This window comes from Chromobacterium piscinae, assembly GCF_021129175.1.
In the GTDB taxonomy this organism is placed as follows: Bacteria; Pseudomonadota; Gammaproteobacteria; order Burkholderiales; family Chromobacteriaceae; genus Chromobacterium; species Chromobacterium piscinae.
The window spans coordinates 1-13,416 of sequence record NZ_JAJOHV010000022.1 but is presented as its reverse complement, the minus strand read 5'-3'; the positions used below and the strand labels follow the sequence as shown (position 1 = coordinate 13,416).

The window sequence follows — 13,416 nt, the reverse complement described above, 5'->3', positions numbered from 1 at the left end:
CGGGCGGCGTTTTCGCTGGCGGGACGGCAGACGCCGATCCCGGTCTGTGATAGCCTTGCGCCGATCCTCTACCCCGTTTTGAAAACAAATTTACGGATGAATACCGCTGCAACTTCTTCCTGGCGGAAGGCGGCCGGCTACGCCTTGCTGGCGCTGCTGGCCATCCGCCTGCTGGCGATGTGGGCGATCCCGCTCACCGACACCACCGAGGCGCGCTACGCCGAGATCGCCCGCAAGATGCTGGAAACCGGCAACTGGGTGACGCCGCTGCACGACTACGGCGTGCCGTTCTGGGCCAAGCCGCCGCTGTCCACTTGGCTGTCCGCGGCCAGCATGGGCCTGTTCGGCGTCAATGAATTCGCCGCCCGCCTGCCGGCTCTGCTGCTGGCGCTGGGCGCGCTGTGGCTGACGGCCGATCTGATGCGCCGCCGCGCCGGACGCGACGCGGCGATGGCCGCCGCGCTGATGCTGGCCGGCGGCCTGCTGTTCTACGGCGCGGCCGGCACCGTGATGACCGACCCGTCGCTGATGTTCTGCGTGACGCTGAGCCAGGTGGCCTTCTGGCACGCGATGAACGGCGGCGGCCGGATCTGGCGCTACGCCTTCTTCGCCGGCCTGGGCCTGGGCCTGTTGGCCAAGGGTCCGCTGGCCGTGGTGCTGGTGGGCATGCCGATCTTCTTCTGGGTACTGATCCGCAATCAATGGAAGGCGCTGTGGCGCCAGTTGCCGTGGATCTCCGGCACGCTCTTGGCCGCCGCCATCGCCCTGCCCTGGTACGCCTGGGCGGAAATCCGCACGCCGGGCTTCCTCAACTACTTCATCATGGGCGAGCACGTCAGCCGCTTCCTCGATTCCGGCTGGAAGGGCGACAAGTACGGCTTCGCCCACGCCACCCCGCGCGGCATGATCTGGCCGTACGCGCTGGGCGCGCTGTTTCCGTGGTCCATCGCCATGCTGGCCTGGCTGGCCTGCCGCGCGCGCCGGCTGCCGGCCATCGTCCGCGCCGGCGAAAGCGACGGCTGGCTGCTGTACGTTTCGCTGTGGACCGTGATGACGCTGCTGTTCTTCACAATGTCCGGCAACATCATCTTCCCGTACTCGCTGCCGATGCTGCCCGGCGCGGCGCTGCTGATGGCCGAGCTGTGGCATCGCGGCCGCCATGAGCGCTCCGGCCGCGCGCTGCCGTGGCTGGCGCTGTCCTCCGGCGCGCTGGTGCTGGCCGCCATCGGCCTGCAATGGCATGACGGCGCCCGCTACTTCCGCACCCAGAAGCCGGTGATCTCCGCCTGGCGCGCGCAGCAGCCGGCGCAACAGGCCCGGCTATTCTACTGGGATAGCCGCCGCGAGTTCTCCGCCGAGTTCTACAGCCAGGGCAAGGTACGCACCACCGCCGACGCCCATGCGCTGGCGCCGCAGCTTGCCGCGCATCCGGGCAGCTGGATCGTCACCGAGCAGCGCGACCTCGCCAGCCTGCCGCCGGCCATCGCCGCGGGCTACGCCAAGGCCGGGGAGTTCCCGGTGATGAAGGACAGAATGCTGCTGCTGAAACCGGCCGCGGCCCAGTGAAAGCGCAAACCGCCATGACCGACGCACGCAATTTCGTTCCTCCCTATCTGCTGGAGCTGCACGCCGCCGAGCGCCCGGCCGACCCGCTGGTCAGCTGCCTGATTCCGGCCTACAACGAGTCGGAAAACATCGCGCCGATGCTGGAAACCCTACACCGGCTGCTGTCCGAGCACGGCTATCGCCACGAGCTGGTGGTGGTGGACGACGGCAGCCGCGACGACACCGTGCCCAAGGCGCTGGAAGCCGCCAAGCGCCTGCCGGTGACGGTGATCCAGCTGTCGCGCAACTTCGGCAAGGAAATCGCGCTGACCGCCGGCATCGACAATATCGGCGGCGACGTCGCCGTGCTGATAGACGGCGACTTCCAGCATCCGCCGGAAATGGTGCCGGTGTTCCTCGCCAAATGGCGCGAGGGCTATGACATGGTCTACAGCGTGCGCGCCAACCGCGACGGCGAGACCCTGGCCAAGCGCGCGTTCACCCGCGTGTTCTACGCGCTGCTGAACAGCGGCGCGCCGTTGAAGATCCCAGAAAACACCCAGGATTTCCGCGTGCTGGACAAGAGCATTCTGGAAGCGCTGCGGCGGATGCCGGAGCGCAACCGCTTCATGAAAGGCCTGTACAACTGGGTGGGCTTCACCCAGCTGGCGATGGAGACGCAGACGCAAGAACGCCGCGCCGGCAAAAGCAGCTTCAATTTCCGCAGCCTGTTCAATCTGGGCCTGACCGGCCTCACCGCCTTCTCCAACATGCCGCTGCGAATCTGGACGCTGGTCGGCTGCGTGATCTCGATGCTGTCGATCGGCTACGCGATCTGGGAGCTGGTGCACACGCTGCTGTTCGGCAACCCGGTCAGCGGCTGGCCGACGCTGGCCGTCGCCGTCACCTTCCTCGGCGGCGTGCAGCTGCTGTCGATAGGCATACTCGGCGAATACGTCGGCCGCATCTTCAACGAGGTCAAGGGCCGGCCCACCTATTTGATCAGCCGCATCTCCAAGCGCAAGGACGGGCGGGACGCATGAAGAAGCAGCTGTTCTGGTTCGGCGTCGTCGGCGTGTCGGCGATGCTGCTGCACTTCGCGCTGGTGACCCTGGTTCTGGTGCCGATGGGCGTGCCGCCGCTCGTCGCCAACGTACTGGGTTTCCTCGGCGCCTTTCAGCTCAGCTACTGGGGCCACCGCCGCTTCACCTTCGAAGCCGGCCACGTGCCGCACCGCCAGGCGCTGCCGCGCTTTTTCGGCGTGTCCTGCCTGAGCTTCTGCGTCAACGAGGCCATGTATTTCGCGCTGCTGCGCCTCACTCCGCTGGACTACCGGGTCTCGCTGGCCATCGTGCTGTTCGCGGTGGCGGCGCTCACCTTCCTGCTGGGCAAGCTGTGGGCGTTCGCCTCCGCTCCGCAAACAAATTAACGCAGTCGCGATGACGACGGAAAACTTTTGGAATCACCGACAGTCCTACCGCGCATGACGAAACGATTAACACTCTGCGCCGATGACTTCGCCCAGTCCGGCAGCATCAGCGCCGGCATCCTGCAACTGATCGATGCCGGCCGCCTGTCCGCCACCAGCGCATTCAGCCAGTCCCCGCACTGGCCGGAACTGGCCGGCGAACTGAAGGCGCGGGCGGAACGGGTCGACGTCGGCCTGCATTTCAACCTCACCCACCCGTTCGACGCGCCGGTCAAGCCGCTGTCGCACTGGCTGATGAAGAGCCAGTTGCGCCAGCTGTCGCTGGCAACGCTGCGCGATGAGGCTCTGACGCAGATCGATCGCTTCGCCGACCACTTCGGCCGGCTGCCGGACTTCGTCGACGGCCACCAGCACGTTCACGCGCTGCCGGTGATACGCGACGCGCTGTTCGACGCCATTCTTCGGCGCTGGCAGCAGGATCCGCTGCCCTACCTGCGTTCTCCTGACCGCCTTGGCCATCCCGGCGACAATCGGCTGAAGGCGCTGGTGCTGCGCAGCGTGTGCACCAATTTCGACGATCAGGCGCGCGAGCGCGGCTTCGCCACCTCGCCCTGGTTCGGCGGCATGTATTCGCTGAACCCCCAGGCCGATTTTCCTGGCCTGATGCAGGCTTGGCTGGCCAAGATCCCGGACCGGGCGCTGATCATGTGCCATCCCGGCCTGCCCGCCGCAGACGCCTCCGATCCCATCGCCGCCAGCCGCAGCCGCGAATTCGACTACCTGGCCGGCGACGCCTTCGCCCAACAGTGCCTCAAACGCCGAGTCTGCATCGCCCGCTTCCAGCCCGACCCCGTCGCCACCGCGTAAAAGGCCTGAACGCTCGGAACCTGTTCAAAGTCTCGCCCTTGCTCGCGAAACTTTGAACAGGCTCTCAGGCCCCAGGCCAGGATTGGCCCCAGGGCTCGCCCAATTCAGCCAACTTGGCTCGGCAAGACTCCCCGGCGAATTTCTCTCCCGCCTCTGGCGGACAGATGAAGGCAAAGCGTTCGCCATCCAGCTCGAAACGCAGCGCGTAGGCATGCAGGTAGCCGCGGTCGGCCGCGCTGCCGCCATATAGCGCATCGCCCAATATCGGCGCACCCTGCGACTTCATCGCCACCCGCAGCTGATGGGTCTTCCCGGTGCGCGGCCGCAGCAGGAACAGCCTCAGCCCCGGCTCCAGCGAAAAACTGAAAAACTGCGTGATGGCCGGATTCTCCCTGCCCTCCGCCAAGCGCCAAGCGCCGCCGCGTCCCTTGACCATGTCGCCCGCTACCCTGCCCTGCTTTTTCAGCGGCTTGCGGTCCGATAAAGCCAGGTAATACTTCTCCATCTCCCGCCCGGCCAATGCGTCGCCCAGCGCGCGCGCGGCCTTGGCCGAACGCGCCACCAGAATCAATCCGGACGTGATGCGATCCAGCCGGTGCACCGGCCACAAGACCGCGTCGCCCAGCCCCTCGCGCAGGGCGTCCATCAGCCCGGGCTGGTTGTCTTCGCGGTGGAAACCGACGCCGGGATGCTTGTCGACGAGATAGAAACGGGGATCTTGATGAATCAGGGTGTACATGGCGGTTCCGGCTTCGAATCAGCCGCCGATTGTAGAGCAGGCGCCGCGCCGGCGACAACGCCGGGCAAAACATGACAAATGGCAACAAAAGACCAATTATGCCTTGAGCATGTCAAGGTCAAATTGATAGCCTTTCCCGCGACGCGGCATGCAGCCGAAACCGACCGCGCACCTTCGCCAAAACAGAAAGGACTTTCCGTGAAACACGCCTCGCAACAGGGCTTTACCCTGATAGAACTGATGGTCGTCGTGGCTATTGTCGGCATTCTTGCGACATTGGCGATTCCAGCTTATCAGGACTACACCAGACGAACCCATGTCACCGAAGGCCTGCAATTGGCCAGCGGCGCTAAAACCGCGGTGGTGACTTATTACGCGGTGAATGGTAAACACGCCGAGGAGGCAAGCGGCAAAACCATCCACCAACAACTGGGGCTGGCCGCAGGCGATAAGATCCAAGGCAACGCGGTCGCCAGCATCAACGTGGGCGCAAGCGGCGTCATCACTGTCGCCTACAACGAAAAGGTCTATGAAGAGGCGGGGAAAAACACCCTGACGCTCTCTCCAAGCACTGCCAGCGGCAGCATCAAATGGGATTGCAAACTACCGACAAATACTGGCCTTCCATCCAAATACGCGCCGAGCAATTGCGTGGAGGACGACGAAACATAAGCCGCCCGGCAGTATCGACCGAGCGACCGCCACAGTTTTCCGCTCATGACTCCTTGCGTTGCTGCATCTCGATCCGCAACTGCTTGCGCATTTCGGCGGCGCGGAAGCGCTGCCGCTGCTCCTCGGTCTCCAGCACCAGAGTCGGCACCGCCATCGGCTTGCCGTCCTGATAGGCCACCATGGTGAAATAACAGCTGTTGGTGTGGCGCTGGCTGCGCTGCTGGATGTTTTCCGCCACCACCTTGATGCCCACCTCCATCGAGGTGCGCCCGACGTGGTTGACGCTGGCCAGGAAGGTCACCAGCTCGCCGACGTGTATCGGCTGCTTGAACAGCACCTGGTCCACCGACAGCGTCACCACGTAACAGCCGGCATAGCGGCTGGCGCAGGCGTAGGCCACCTGGTCCAGCAGCTTCAGCAGCACGCCGCCGTGCACATTGCCGGAAAAATTGGCCATGTCCGGCGTCATCAGCACCGACATCACCAGCTCTCTTTGCCTCTGGGCCTCTTCGCTCATCGTCTGCTCCCGCATGTGTACAAGCGGACATTCTGCCACGCTGATTGGAATAGCGGGCAGGCGCTTCTATACTGAATGGACAGAGGAACGCGTTTCATGTCCATTTCCAGTGTAGCCGGCGGCTCTTCCAGCTACGGATTCAGCATGCATGGCGCCAATTGCCAGTGTCCCGCCTGCCAAGCCTTGCGCTCGCAGGCTGCGCCTGTTTCCAGCGCGTCAGCCTCCTCTTCGCCGCAAACCGCCAACGCCGCGCCTCCCGCGTCGGCCGGGGACAAAGCCGGCAACGATGCCTCCAGCCAGAATGGCTCCGGCAATGCGCAAACCTCTCAGCAAACCAATGCCGCCGCGCCCAAAGGGCCGGACGGCAAGCCTTTGAACGACGCGCAGCAGAAGGAAGTGGAAGATCTGAGATCGCGCGACGTCGACGTTCGCCGCCACGAGGCCGCGCACCAGGCCGCCGGCGGCGCGCTGGCCGGTGCGGCCAGCTTCACCTACCAACAAGGGCCGGACGGCAAGCAGTACGCGATAGGCGGCGAAGTGCCGATCCGACTGAGCCAAGGCAGCACGCCGCAGGAAACCATACAGAACGCCCAGACGGTGCGCGCCGCCGCTCTGGCCCCGTCCGACCCGTCCGGCCAGGACCGCGCGGTGGCGGCCGAGGCCTCGCAGATGGAGCAACAGGCGCGAGCGCAGCAGTTTCAGCAACAGCACGGCAATCAGAATCTCAGCCCGCTGCAGAAAATGCAGCAGGCCGCCGCCCCGACCGGAAGCGCCCAGGCCAAGGGCGGCAATATCGACACCTACGCCTAGGGCCCGCTCACCGTCTTTTGCCGAACCGCGCAAGGCCATCCAACAGACTGAATGCAAATCGAAAGGCGTAGCCCTTGGTCGTTCCAAGGCCTACGCCCGATGCTGATCAAAAGCTTGATCAGGCCTTAAACCCGCCGCGCCAGCCGCAAGCCGTTGGCGATCACGATCAGGCTGGTGCCGACGTCGGCGAACACAGCCATCCACAGGCTGGCCACCCCGGCCAGCGCCAGGCCGAAAAACACCAGCTTGATGCCCAGCGCGATCGCGATGTTCACCTTGAGCACCGCCGCGGTGCGGCGGGCGTGGGCGATCAGATCGGCCAACCGCGACAGTTTGTCGTCCATCAGCGCCACGCCGGCGGTTTCCAAGGCGCTGTCCGATCCGGCGGCGCCCATCGCGACGCCCAGGTCGGCGCGCGCCAGCGCCGGCGCGTCATTGACACCGTCGCCCACCATCGCCACCTTGCCGCTGGCCTGCAATTGCTCGATGAAGCGCAGCTTGTCCTGCGGCAGCAGGCCGCCGTGGGCGGCGGAGACGCCGGTCTGCGCCGCCACTGCGGCCGCCACCTGCGGGCTGTCGCCGCTGAGCATCACCGCGCGCACGCCCATCTCTCCCAGACGGGCGATGGTGGCCGCGGCTTCCGGCCGCACTTGGTCGGCGACGGCCAGCACGCCCAGCGCCCTTCCGCCGTCCAACAGCACCAGCGCCCCCTCGCCCGCTTCCGCCATCCGGCTCAGCTCGGCGGCCAGCTCCGGCGTCAGCGCGCCCTGTTCTTCCGCCAGCCGACGGCTGCCCAGCTGCAGCGCGCGGCCGTCCACGCGGCCGCGCACGCCGCGGCCCACCAATTCGCTTACCTGCTCAGCCGCCGGAACGGCGATGCCGCGCCGCGCGGCCTCGTCCAGCACCGCCTTGGCCAGCGGATGGGTGGAATGGCTGTCCAGCGCGGCGGCCATCGCCAGCACGGTTGATTCGTCGCCGCCGCCCAGCGCCGCCACGCGGGTGACCCGCGGCTCGCCCAGCGTCAGCGTGCCGGTTTTGTCCAGGCAGACGGTGTCGATGCGGGCCGCCATCTCCAGCGGCGCACCGCCCTTGACCAGCAAGCCGTGGCGCGCGGCCGAGGCCAGCGCGCTGACCACCGTCACTGGCGTGGCGATCACCAGCGCGCACGGGCAGGCGATCACCAGCATCACCAGCGCGCTGTAGATGGCCTGATGCCAGGCCATCAGGCCCAGCAGGGGCGCGGCGACGGCGAAGGCCAAGGCAAGAACCAGCACCACCGGGGTGTAGACCGAAGCGAAGCGGTCGATGAAGCGCTGCGTCGGCGCCTTGGATGCCTGCGCGTCGCGCACGGTGGCGATGATGCGCGCCAGCACCGAGCCGGACGCCGGCGCCGTGGTCTCGACCTCCACCACCCCGCTGCCGTTGATGCTGCCGGCGAACACCGCATCCCTCGGCCCCTTGTCCACCGGCAGGCTCTCGCCGGTGATGCTGGCCTCGTTGAAGCTGCTGTGGCCATCGGCGATGCGGCCGTCCAGCGGCACCCGCTCGCCGGGACGCACCCGCACTCGGCTGCCCACCGCAACCTCGGCGGCCTGCGCCTCGCGCCAGCCGGCGCCGTCGGCCACCCAGGCAGTTTCCGGCGCCAGCGCCATCAGCGCGCGCACCGCCTCGCCGGCCCTGGCCAGCGACATCGCCTCCAGCCGCTCGGCGATGGCGAACAGGAACAGCACCATCGCCGCTTCCGGCCACTGGCCGATCAGCATCGCGCCGATCACGGCGACCGACATCAGGAAATGGATGTTCAGCGTACGGGTGGACAGCGCGATCCAGCCCTTCTTCAACGTGGGAATGCCGCCCAGCAGGATGGAGGCCAGCGCCAGCGCCGCCACTTCCAGCCGGCCGTCGCCCAGGCTCCAGGCGATGCCCTCGGCCGCGGCGGCGGCCAGGCCGGAAGCGATCAACAGCAGATTGGCGCGGCGGCCATGGCCTTGCGGCGCCTGCGCCTGAGCGCCGGCATCCAGCTCCACCGCCTGCATACCCACCTTGGCGATGGCGCTTTTCACGCCGTCCAGATGCGGCAGGTCGTGGCGCAGCAGCAACACCCGTTCGATGAAGTTGAACTCCAGCGCCACCACGCCGCTCATCCCGCCCAGCGCCTTTTCGATCAACCTGGCCTCGGTCGGGCAATCCATCGCCTGGATCTGCAGCCGCGACTGCTTCGCGCCTTTGCCCTCTCCCAGTTGCACGCGGGACGGACCGGCATGCTCATGGCCATGCGCGTGGCCGCAGCCCGCGCCGTGCCGGCGCTCATGCTGGTGGTGCTCATGCCGGTCGCCCGGCTGGTGGTCGTGGCCGCAGCCGCCATGGGCATGCTGATGCGGGTCCGCGCCCTTCAGCGCCAACGCGGCTTCGGCCTTGGCCGAGCAGCAATCGCCGCCGCGGGCGTGTTGATGGCCTTGATGCGGCGGTACGGCCTTGCGGTAACGCGTCACGCTTGACATATGCGCCTCCATTGGTAGTCTGGGCACATTGCACACCCTGTAGTCACTACAGGGTCAAGCGTTTCTTTCGGGAGAGCGTCATGTTGATCGGAGAACTGGCCCGCCAGACCGGCTGCGAGGTGGAAACCATCCGTTATTACGAGCGCGAAGGCCTGCTGTCCGCGCCGCAGCGCTCAAGCTCCGGCTATCGCCGCTACACTGCGGAGCAGCTGGGCGAGCTGAACTTCATCCTGCACTGCCGCTCGTTGGGCATGTCGCTGGCCGACATCCGCAACCTGGCCGCATTCAAGGCCGACCACGATCACGACTGCGAGGACATCAATCTGCTGATCGACCAGCAGATCGCCAAGGTGCATCAGCAGGTGGAGGCGCTGCGGCTGCTGGAGCAGCAGTTGCTGGCCCTGCGCGACAAATGCCACGAAAGCCACGCGGCGGCCGATTGCGGCATCCTGCAGACGCTGGTGGAGGCGGCCGAGGGCGCGCCCTGCGTCTGCCACACGCCCTTCGGCCAGGACAATCACGGCCACAGCCAGGATTACGACCACACGGCCAAAAAAAATGGCCGATCCAACAAGGATCGGCCCTAAATCAACGCTCGTTTGGGGAAGAGGAGAAACCCACTGACCACCACCCCACGGCAGTCAGGTCACAACAAAATCGTTACAGCCAGTGGCTGATCAAGGGCGCGGCGAACACCGTCGCCACTCCGGCCAGCATCATGGTCAGGCTGGCCACTACGCCTTCCTCGGCGCCTATCTCGCTCGCCTTCGCGGTGCCGGCCGCATGGGCCGCCGCGCCGAACAGCGCGCCGCGCGCCAGCTTGGAGCGGATCGGCAACAGCGCCAGCATCAACTGGCCCAGCATCATGCCGCACACCCCGGTCACCACCACGAACAGCGCGGTCAGGTCGGCCGAGCCGCCCAGCGTCTGCGCCGCGGCCAGCGCGAACGGCGTGCTGATCGACCTGGGCGCCAGGCTCTTCTGCATCAAATCCGGCAGATCCAGCCAGCGCGCCAGCATCACCGAGCTGGCCACCGCCGCCGGAATCGCGGCCAGTACGCCGCAACCCAGCGACAGCCAATGCCTGCGGATCAGCGCCCGGTACTCGTAGATCGGCACCGCGAACGCCACCGTCGCCGGCCCCAACAGCCAGGTCAGCCAACGCGTATCGGCGAAGTAGGTCTGGTACGGCACCCGCGTCAACACCACCAGGCCGATGATCAGCAACGGCACCGCCAAAATCGGCGTGCTCCACCAGCTGCGCGTCTTCAGGTAATACTTCTTGACCACCCAGTACAACACCACGGTGAGTACGAAGGAGATCAACGCAATCTCATGCTCCATGGACTTCAGCCCTCATCTGCGCCTTGCGGTTGCTGTCGCGGCGGCGCAGCCGGATTTCCAGCCGGTAGCAGCGGTCCACGACCAACGCGGTCACCGCCATCACCAGCGCGGTGGAAGCGACGATCACCAGCAGCAGGCGCACCCCGGCGGACAGAATCACGTCCGGATACTGCACCACCGCCACCACCGCCGGGATGAAGAACAGCAGCATCTCGGCCAGCAGCCAGCGGGCCCCTTGGCGGAGCCAGTCCACCGGCAGCAAACCGGACCACAGCCCGGCCAGCACCAGCAACATGCCCAGCACGCCGGCCGGCATTACCGGCAGGAAACGGTGGCTCAGCTGGTTGGCCGCCATCCACACCAGGCTCAGCAGCAGAACCTGGGAAAAGGTTTGCAGCGGTTGCGACAGGCGGTGAAACAGGCGGGCCATGCTTGGCTTCCATCAACTTAGGAGTTGAGCAAAGTATAGCCAGCCGGCATTCATTCTAAAAATGAATTAAAATTATCAAGACGATTCCATATAGGAATGCAAATGGACATACGCGCGCTACGCTATTTCGTCGAGCTGGTGAAATGCCAGAGCTTCACCCGCGCCGCCGACGCGCTGTTCGTCACCCAGCCGACGATCAGCAAGATGGTGAAGCAGCTGGAGGAAGAGCTGGACATGCCGCTTATCCTGCGCGAGGGGCGCAGCTTCCGCCTGACCGACGCCGGCCGCGTCACTTACGAGCGCGGCCTGGACGTGCTGTCGGCGATGAACAAGCTCAAGCACGAGCTGGCCGATCTGGCCTCGCTCAGCCACGGCGAGCTGGTGGTGGGCCTGCCGCCCATGGTGGGGGTCGCCTTCTTCGCCCCGGTGGTCAGCCGTTACCGCCGCCGTTATCCGCAGATCGAGCTGAAGATGGTGGAAGACGGCGCGCTGGCGATCGAAAACCGCATCAAGAGCGGCGAGCTGGAAATAGGCGTGGCGGTGCTGCCGGTGGACAGCCAGTTGTTCGACCACTACTCGGTGGTGCGCGACCCGCTGTGCCTGGTGGCGCCCGCCGGTTCGCGCTGGCGCGACAAGTCGCTGGTGCGTCTGGTGGACATCGCCGATCAGCCGCTGGTGCTGTACCCGGACGACTTCACCCTCAGCCGCCGCGTCGGCGACGCCTTCCGCGAGCTGGGCAAGACGCCCAACATCGTCGGCCGCAGCGCGCACTGGGACTTCATCGTCGAGCTGGTGGCGGCCAATCTGGGCGTCACCCTGCTGCCGCGCAGCATCGTCGAGCGGCTGGACCGCCAGCTGTTCGACGTGGTGCCGCTGTACGACAACAAGCTGTACTGGCACCTGGCGCTGATCTGGCAGCGCGGCGGCTATCTGTCCCACGCCGCCCGCGCCTGGCTGGCGCTGACGCGGGAGACGCTGGGCGGGCAGGATTGAAAAGGCCGCTGCGCGGCCTTTTCTTGCGGCGGGCGGATCAGCCCTGCGTCTTCAACACCCGCTGGCGGCGGCTTTCCGACAGCACCATGCCGGACGATACCGACACGTTCAAGCTCTCCACGCTGCCGAACATCGGAATGGACACCAGCACGTCGCAGTGCTCGCGCGTCAGGCGGCGCATGCCCTCGCCCTCGGCGCCCATCACCCAGGCCAGCGGGCCGGAAGCGTCGAAATGGTAGAGGTCGGTGTCGGCCTCCATCGTGGTGCCGGCGATCCACACCCCGGCGTCCTTCAGGTCGCGCAGCGTGCGCGCCAGATTGGTGACGGTGATGTAGGGCACCACCTCGGCCGCGCCGCAGGCCACCTTGGACACGGTGGCGTTCAGCGTGGCGGAGCGGTCCTTGGGGGCGATGACGGCGTGCGCGCCCATCGCGTCGGCGACGCGCAGGCAGGCGCCCAGGTTATGCGGGTCGGTGACGCCGTCCAGGATCAGCAGCAGCGGCGGCTCGGACAGGTTTTCCAGCACGTCGTCCAGGTCCACGTAGTTCATGCTGGCGTCTATCATCGCCACCACGCCCTGGTGGCGGGCGTTGCCGCTCATGCTGTCCAGGCGTTCCTTGTCGACGATGTGCAGCTTGACGTTCTCCGCGCCGGCCTTGTCCAGCACCGCCTTGGCGCGGGCGTCGTGGCGGCCGCCGGCCAGCCAGATTTCCAGCAGGCTTTTCGGGTTCTGCCACAGGCGGGCGTTGATGGCATGGAAGCCGTGGATCAGGCGTTTGTTGCTCATGGCGGGGATGTCTCGAATTCTCAATTCCCGCCATTGTAGCCGCAAGCCGCCCACCGGCCTAGGGAACGCGCCCTCTAGGCCGGCTCGGCCTCGCGCCGCCAGCCGGCGGCGAGCTTGGCGAACTCGTCGGCCGGCAGCGGGCGGCCGAAATGGTAGCCCTGCAGCACATGGCAGCCCTTGCCCTCCAGAAACACCGCCTGCGCTTCGTTCTCCACCCCTTCCGCCACTACCTGGAACTTCAGCTTCTTCGCCATCGCCAGGATCGCTTCGGCGATGGCAGCGTTGTCGTCGTCGTCCGGCAGCCCCTCGACGAAGGACTGGTCTATCTTCAGCGTGTCCAGCGGGAAGCGCTTCAGGTGCGACAGCGACGAGTAGCCGGTGCCGAAGTCGTCGATGGACAGCCATACGCCAAGCGACTTCAGTTCGGACAGCAGGCTCACCGCCTCGGTCGGGCTCTGCATGATCATGCTCTCGGTGATTTCCAACTCCAGCCGCCCGGCGGCGAGGCCGGCGGCCTGCAGCGCGCCCGCCACCTTGGCCGGCAGCGACGGCTGGCCGAACTGGCGCGGCGACAGGTTCACCGCCAGCCGGGGCACCCGCAGCCCCAGCGCGTCCCAGGCCGCCAGCTGGCGGCAGGCTTCGCGCAGCACCCAGTCGCCTATCGGCTTGATCAGCCCGGTCTCCTCGGCCAACGCGATGAAGCGCGCCGGCGGCACCAGGCCCAACTGCGGATGGCGCCAGCGCAGCAGCGCCTCGGCCCCGGCCAGCGCCCGGCTGCCCGC

General features: G+C 66.6%; 15 protein-coding genes. 8 read left to right on the top strand and 7 right to left on the bottom strand.

The genetic code is table 11. The features are described 5' to 3' along the window. Positions 1-96 precede the first annotated feature (96 nt). From LQR33_RS07530 to LQR33_RS07515, 4 genes are read left to right on the top strand one after another with little or no spacing between them, the layout of a single operon-like run. Positions 97-1,566, top strand: coding sequence for an ArnT family glycosyltransferase (locus LQR33_RS07530; RefSeq protein ID WP_166439010.1), 1,470 nt, complete (start codon positions 97-99; stop codon positions 1,564-1,566). Between the two features lie 14 nt (positions 1,567-1,580). Further along, positions 1,581-2,588: a glycosyltransferase family 2 protein gene (locus tag LQR33_RS07525; protein ID WP_166439011.1), complete on the top strand. Its 1,008-nt coding sequence runs from the start codon at positions 1,581-1,583 to the stop codon at positions 2,586-2,588. Continuing rightward, positions 2,585-2,974: a GtrA family protein gene (locus LQR33_RS07520; RefSeq protein ID WP_166439012.1), complete on the top strand. Its 390-nt coding sequence runs from the start codon at positions 2,585-2,587 to the stop codon at positions 2,972-2,974. Before LQR33_RS07525 ends, LQR33_RS07520 begins: the two co-directional genes overlap by 4 nt. Before the next feature lie 54 nt (positions 2,975-3,028). Continuing rightward, entirely contained in the window at positions 3,029-3,841 is an 813-nt protein-coding gene (locus tag LQR33_RS07515) for a ChbG/HpnK family deacetylase (protein WP_231178764.1), read from the top strand. 64 nt (positions 3,842-3,905) lie between these two features. Here the strand turns inward: LQR33_RS07515 and LQR33_RS07510 are convergent, their stop codons facing one another. Beyond that, the gene (locus tag LQR33_RS07510; protein ID WP_231468209.1) at positions 3,906-4,580 is read right to left on the bottom strand and encodes a TIGR01621 family pseudouridine synthase; all 675 of its coding nucleotides are present in this window, start codon (positions 4,578-4,580) and stop codon (positions 3,906-3,908) included. Between the two features lie 78 nt (positions 4,581-4,658). Between LQR33_RS07510 and LQR33_RS24200 the strand changes: the two genes are divergently transcribed. Further along, entirely contained in the window at positions 4,659-5,252 is a 594-nt protein-coding gene (locus tag LQR33_RS24200) for a pilin (RefSeq protein ID WP_221668219.1), read from the top strand. A gap of 43 nt (positions 5,253-5,295) precedes the next feature. Here LQR33_RS24200 and LQR33_RS07495 read toward each other — a convergent pair whose 3' ends face one another. Then, positions 5,296-5,769 carry an acyl-CoA thioesterase gene (locus LQR33_RS07495; protein ID WP_166439016.1) on the bottom strand — a complete coding sequence of 158 codons (474 nt, stop codon included), beginning with the start codon at positions 5,767-5,769 and terminating at the stop codon, positions 5,296-5,298. A 96-nt stretch (positions 5,770-5,865) separates the two neighbouring features. Between LQR33_RS07495 and LQR33_RS07490 the strand changes: the two genes are divergently transcribed. Then, entirely contained in the window at positions 5,866-6,579 is a 714-nt protein-coding gene (locus LQR33_RS07490) for a putative metalloprotease CJM1_0395 family protein (protein ID WP_231468207.1), read from the top strand. 125 nt (positions 6,580-6,704) lie between these two features. On the opposite strand, the gene LQR33_RS07485 is transcribed toward LQR33_RS07490, so the two are convergent. Further along, the gene (locus tag LQR33_RS07485; protein ID WP_166439017.1) at positions 6,705-9,080 is read right to left on the bottom strand and encodes a heavy metal translocating P-type ATPase; all 2,376 of its coding nucleotides are present in this window, start codon (positions 9,078-9,080) and stop codon (positions 6,705-6,707) included. An 80-nt stretch (positions 9,081-9,160) separates the two neighbouring features. Between LQR33_RS07485 and LQR33_RS07480 the strand changes: the two genes are divergently transcribed. Next, positions 9,161-9,667, top strand: coding sequence for a Cd(II)/Pb(II)-responsive transcriptional regulator (locus tag LQR33_RS07480; protein ID WP_166439018.1), 507 nt, complete (start codon positions 9,161-9,163; stop codon positions 9,665-9,667). A 73-nt stretch (positions 9,668-9,740) separates the two neighbouring features. On the opposite strand, the gene LQR33_RS07475 is transcribed toward LQR33_RS07480, so the two are convergent. Together LQR33_RS07475 and LQR33_RS07470 are read right to left on the bottom strand one after the other, a co-directional pair. Continuing rightward, positions 9,741-10,424, bottom strand: coding sequence for an LrgB family protein (locus LQR33_RS07475; protein ID WP_231178768.1), 684 nt, complete (start codon positions 10,422-10,424; stop codon positions 9,741-9,743). After that, entirely contained in the window at positions 10,414-10,854 is a 441-nt protein-coding gene (locus LQR33_RS07470; RefSeq protein WP_221668221.1) for a CidA/LrgA family protein, read from the bottom strand. The genes LQR33_RS07475 and LQR33_RS07470 overlap by 11 nt, the downstream gene beginning before the upstream one ends. A 102-nt stretch (positions 10,855-10,956) precedes the next feature. On the opposite strand from LQR33_RS07470, the gene LQR33_RS07465 reads away from it, so the two are divergent. Next, the gene (locus tag LQR33_RS07465) at positions 10,957-11,847 is read left to right on the top strand and encodes a LysR family transcriptional regulator (protein WP_021478544.1); all 891 of its coding nucleotides are present in this window, start codon (positions 10,957-10,959) and stop codon (positions 11,845-11,847) included. A 37-nt stretch (positions 11,848-11,884) separates the two neighbouring features. Here the strand turns inward: LQR33_RS07465 and rlmB are convergent, their stop codons facing one another. Further along, the gene (gene rlmB, locus LQR33_RS07460; RefSeq protein ID WP_046157559.1) at positions 11,885-12,634 is read right to left on the bottom strand and encodes a 23S rRNA (guanosine(2251)-2'-O)-methyltransferase RlmB; all 750 of its coding nucleotides are present in this window, start codon (positions 12,632-12,634) and stop codon (positions 11,885-11,887) included. A gap of 74 nt (positions 12,635-12,708) precedes the next feature. Then, positions 12,709-13,416 (bottom strand): putative bifunctional diguanylate cyclase/phosphodiesterase (locus LQR33_RS07455; protein ID WP_231468205.1); only part of this gene is annotated, 708 nt, incomplete at its 5' end.

Coding starts and splice junctions, on each gene's coding strand:
- LQR33_RS07530 (WP_166439010.1), top strand. CDS start 97: ATGAATACCGCTGCAACTTCTTCCTGGCGGAAGGCGGCCGGCTACGCC.
- LQR33_RS07525 (WP_166439011.1), top strand. CDS start 1,581: ATGACCGACGCACGCAATTTCGTTCCTCCCTATCTGCTGGAGCTGCAC.
- LQR33_RS07520 (WP_166439012.1), top strand. CDS start 2,585: ATGAAGAAGCAGCTGTTCTGGTTCGGCGTCGTCGGCGTGTCGGCGATG.
- LQR33_RS07515 (WP_231178764.1), top strand. CDS start 3,029: ATGACGAAACGATTAACACTCTGCGCCGATGACTTCGCCCAGTCCGGC.
- LQR33_RS07510 (WP_231468209.1), bottom strand. CDS start 4,580: ATGTACACCCTGATTCATCAAGATCCCCGTTTCTATCTCGTCGACAAG.
- LQR33_RS24200 (WP_221668219.1), top strand. CDS start 4,659: ATGGCAACAAAAGACCAATTATGCCTTGAGCATGTCAAGGTCAAATTG.
- LQR33_RS07495 (WP_166439016.1), bottom strand. CDS start 5,769: ATGAGCGAAGAGGCCCAGAGGCAAAGAGAGCTGGTGATGTCGGTGCTG.
- LQR33_RS07490 (WP_231468207.1), top strand. CDS start 5,866: ATGTCCATTTCCAGTGTAGCCGGCGGCTCTTCCAGCTACGGATTCAGC.
- LQR33_RS07485 (WP_166439017.1), bottom strand. CDS start 9,080: ATGTCAAGCGTGACGCGTTACCGCAAGGCCGTACCGCCGCATCAAGGC.
- LQR33_RS07480 (WP_166439018.1), top strand. CDS start 9,161: ATGTTGATCGGAGAACTGGCCCGCCAGACCGGCTGCGAGGTGGAAACC.
- LQR33_RS07475 (WP_231178768.1), bottom strand. CDS start 10,424: ATGGAGCATGAGATTGCGTTGATCTCCTTCGTACTCACCGTGGTGTTG.
- LQR33_RS07470 (WP_221668221.1), bottom strand. CDS start 10,854: ATGGCCCGCCTGTTTCACCGCCTGTCGCAACCGCTGCAAACCTTTTCC.
- LQR33_RS07465 (WP_021478544.1), top strand. CDS start 10,957: ATGGACATACGCGCGCTACGCTATTTCGTCGAGCTGGTGAAATGCCAG.
- rlmB (WP_046157559.1), bottom strand. CDS start 12,634: ATGAGCAACAAACGCCTGATCCACGGCTTCCATGCCATCAACGCCCGC.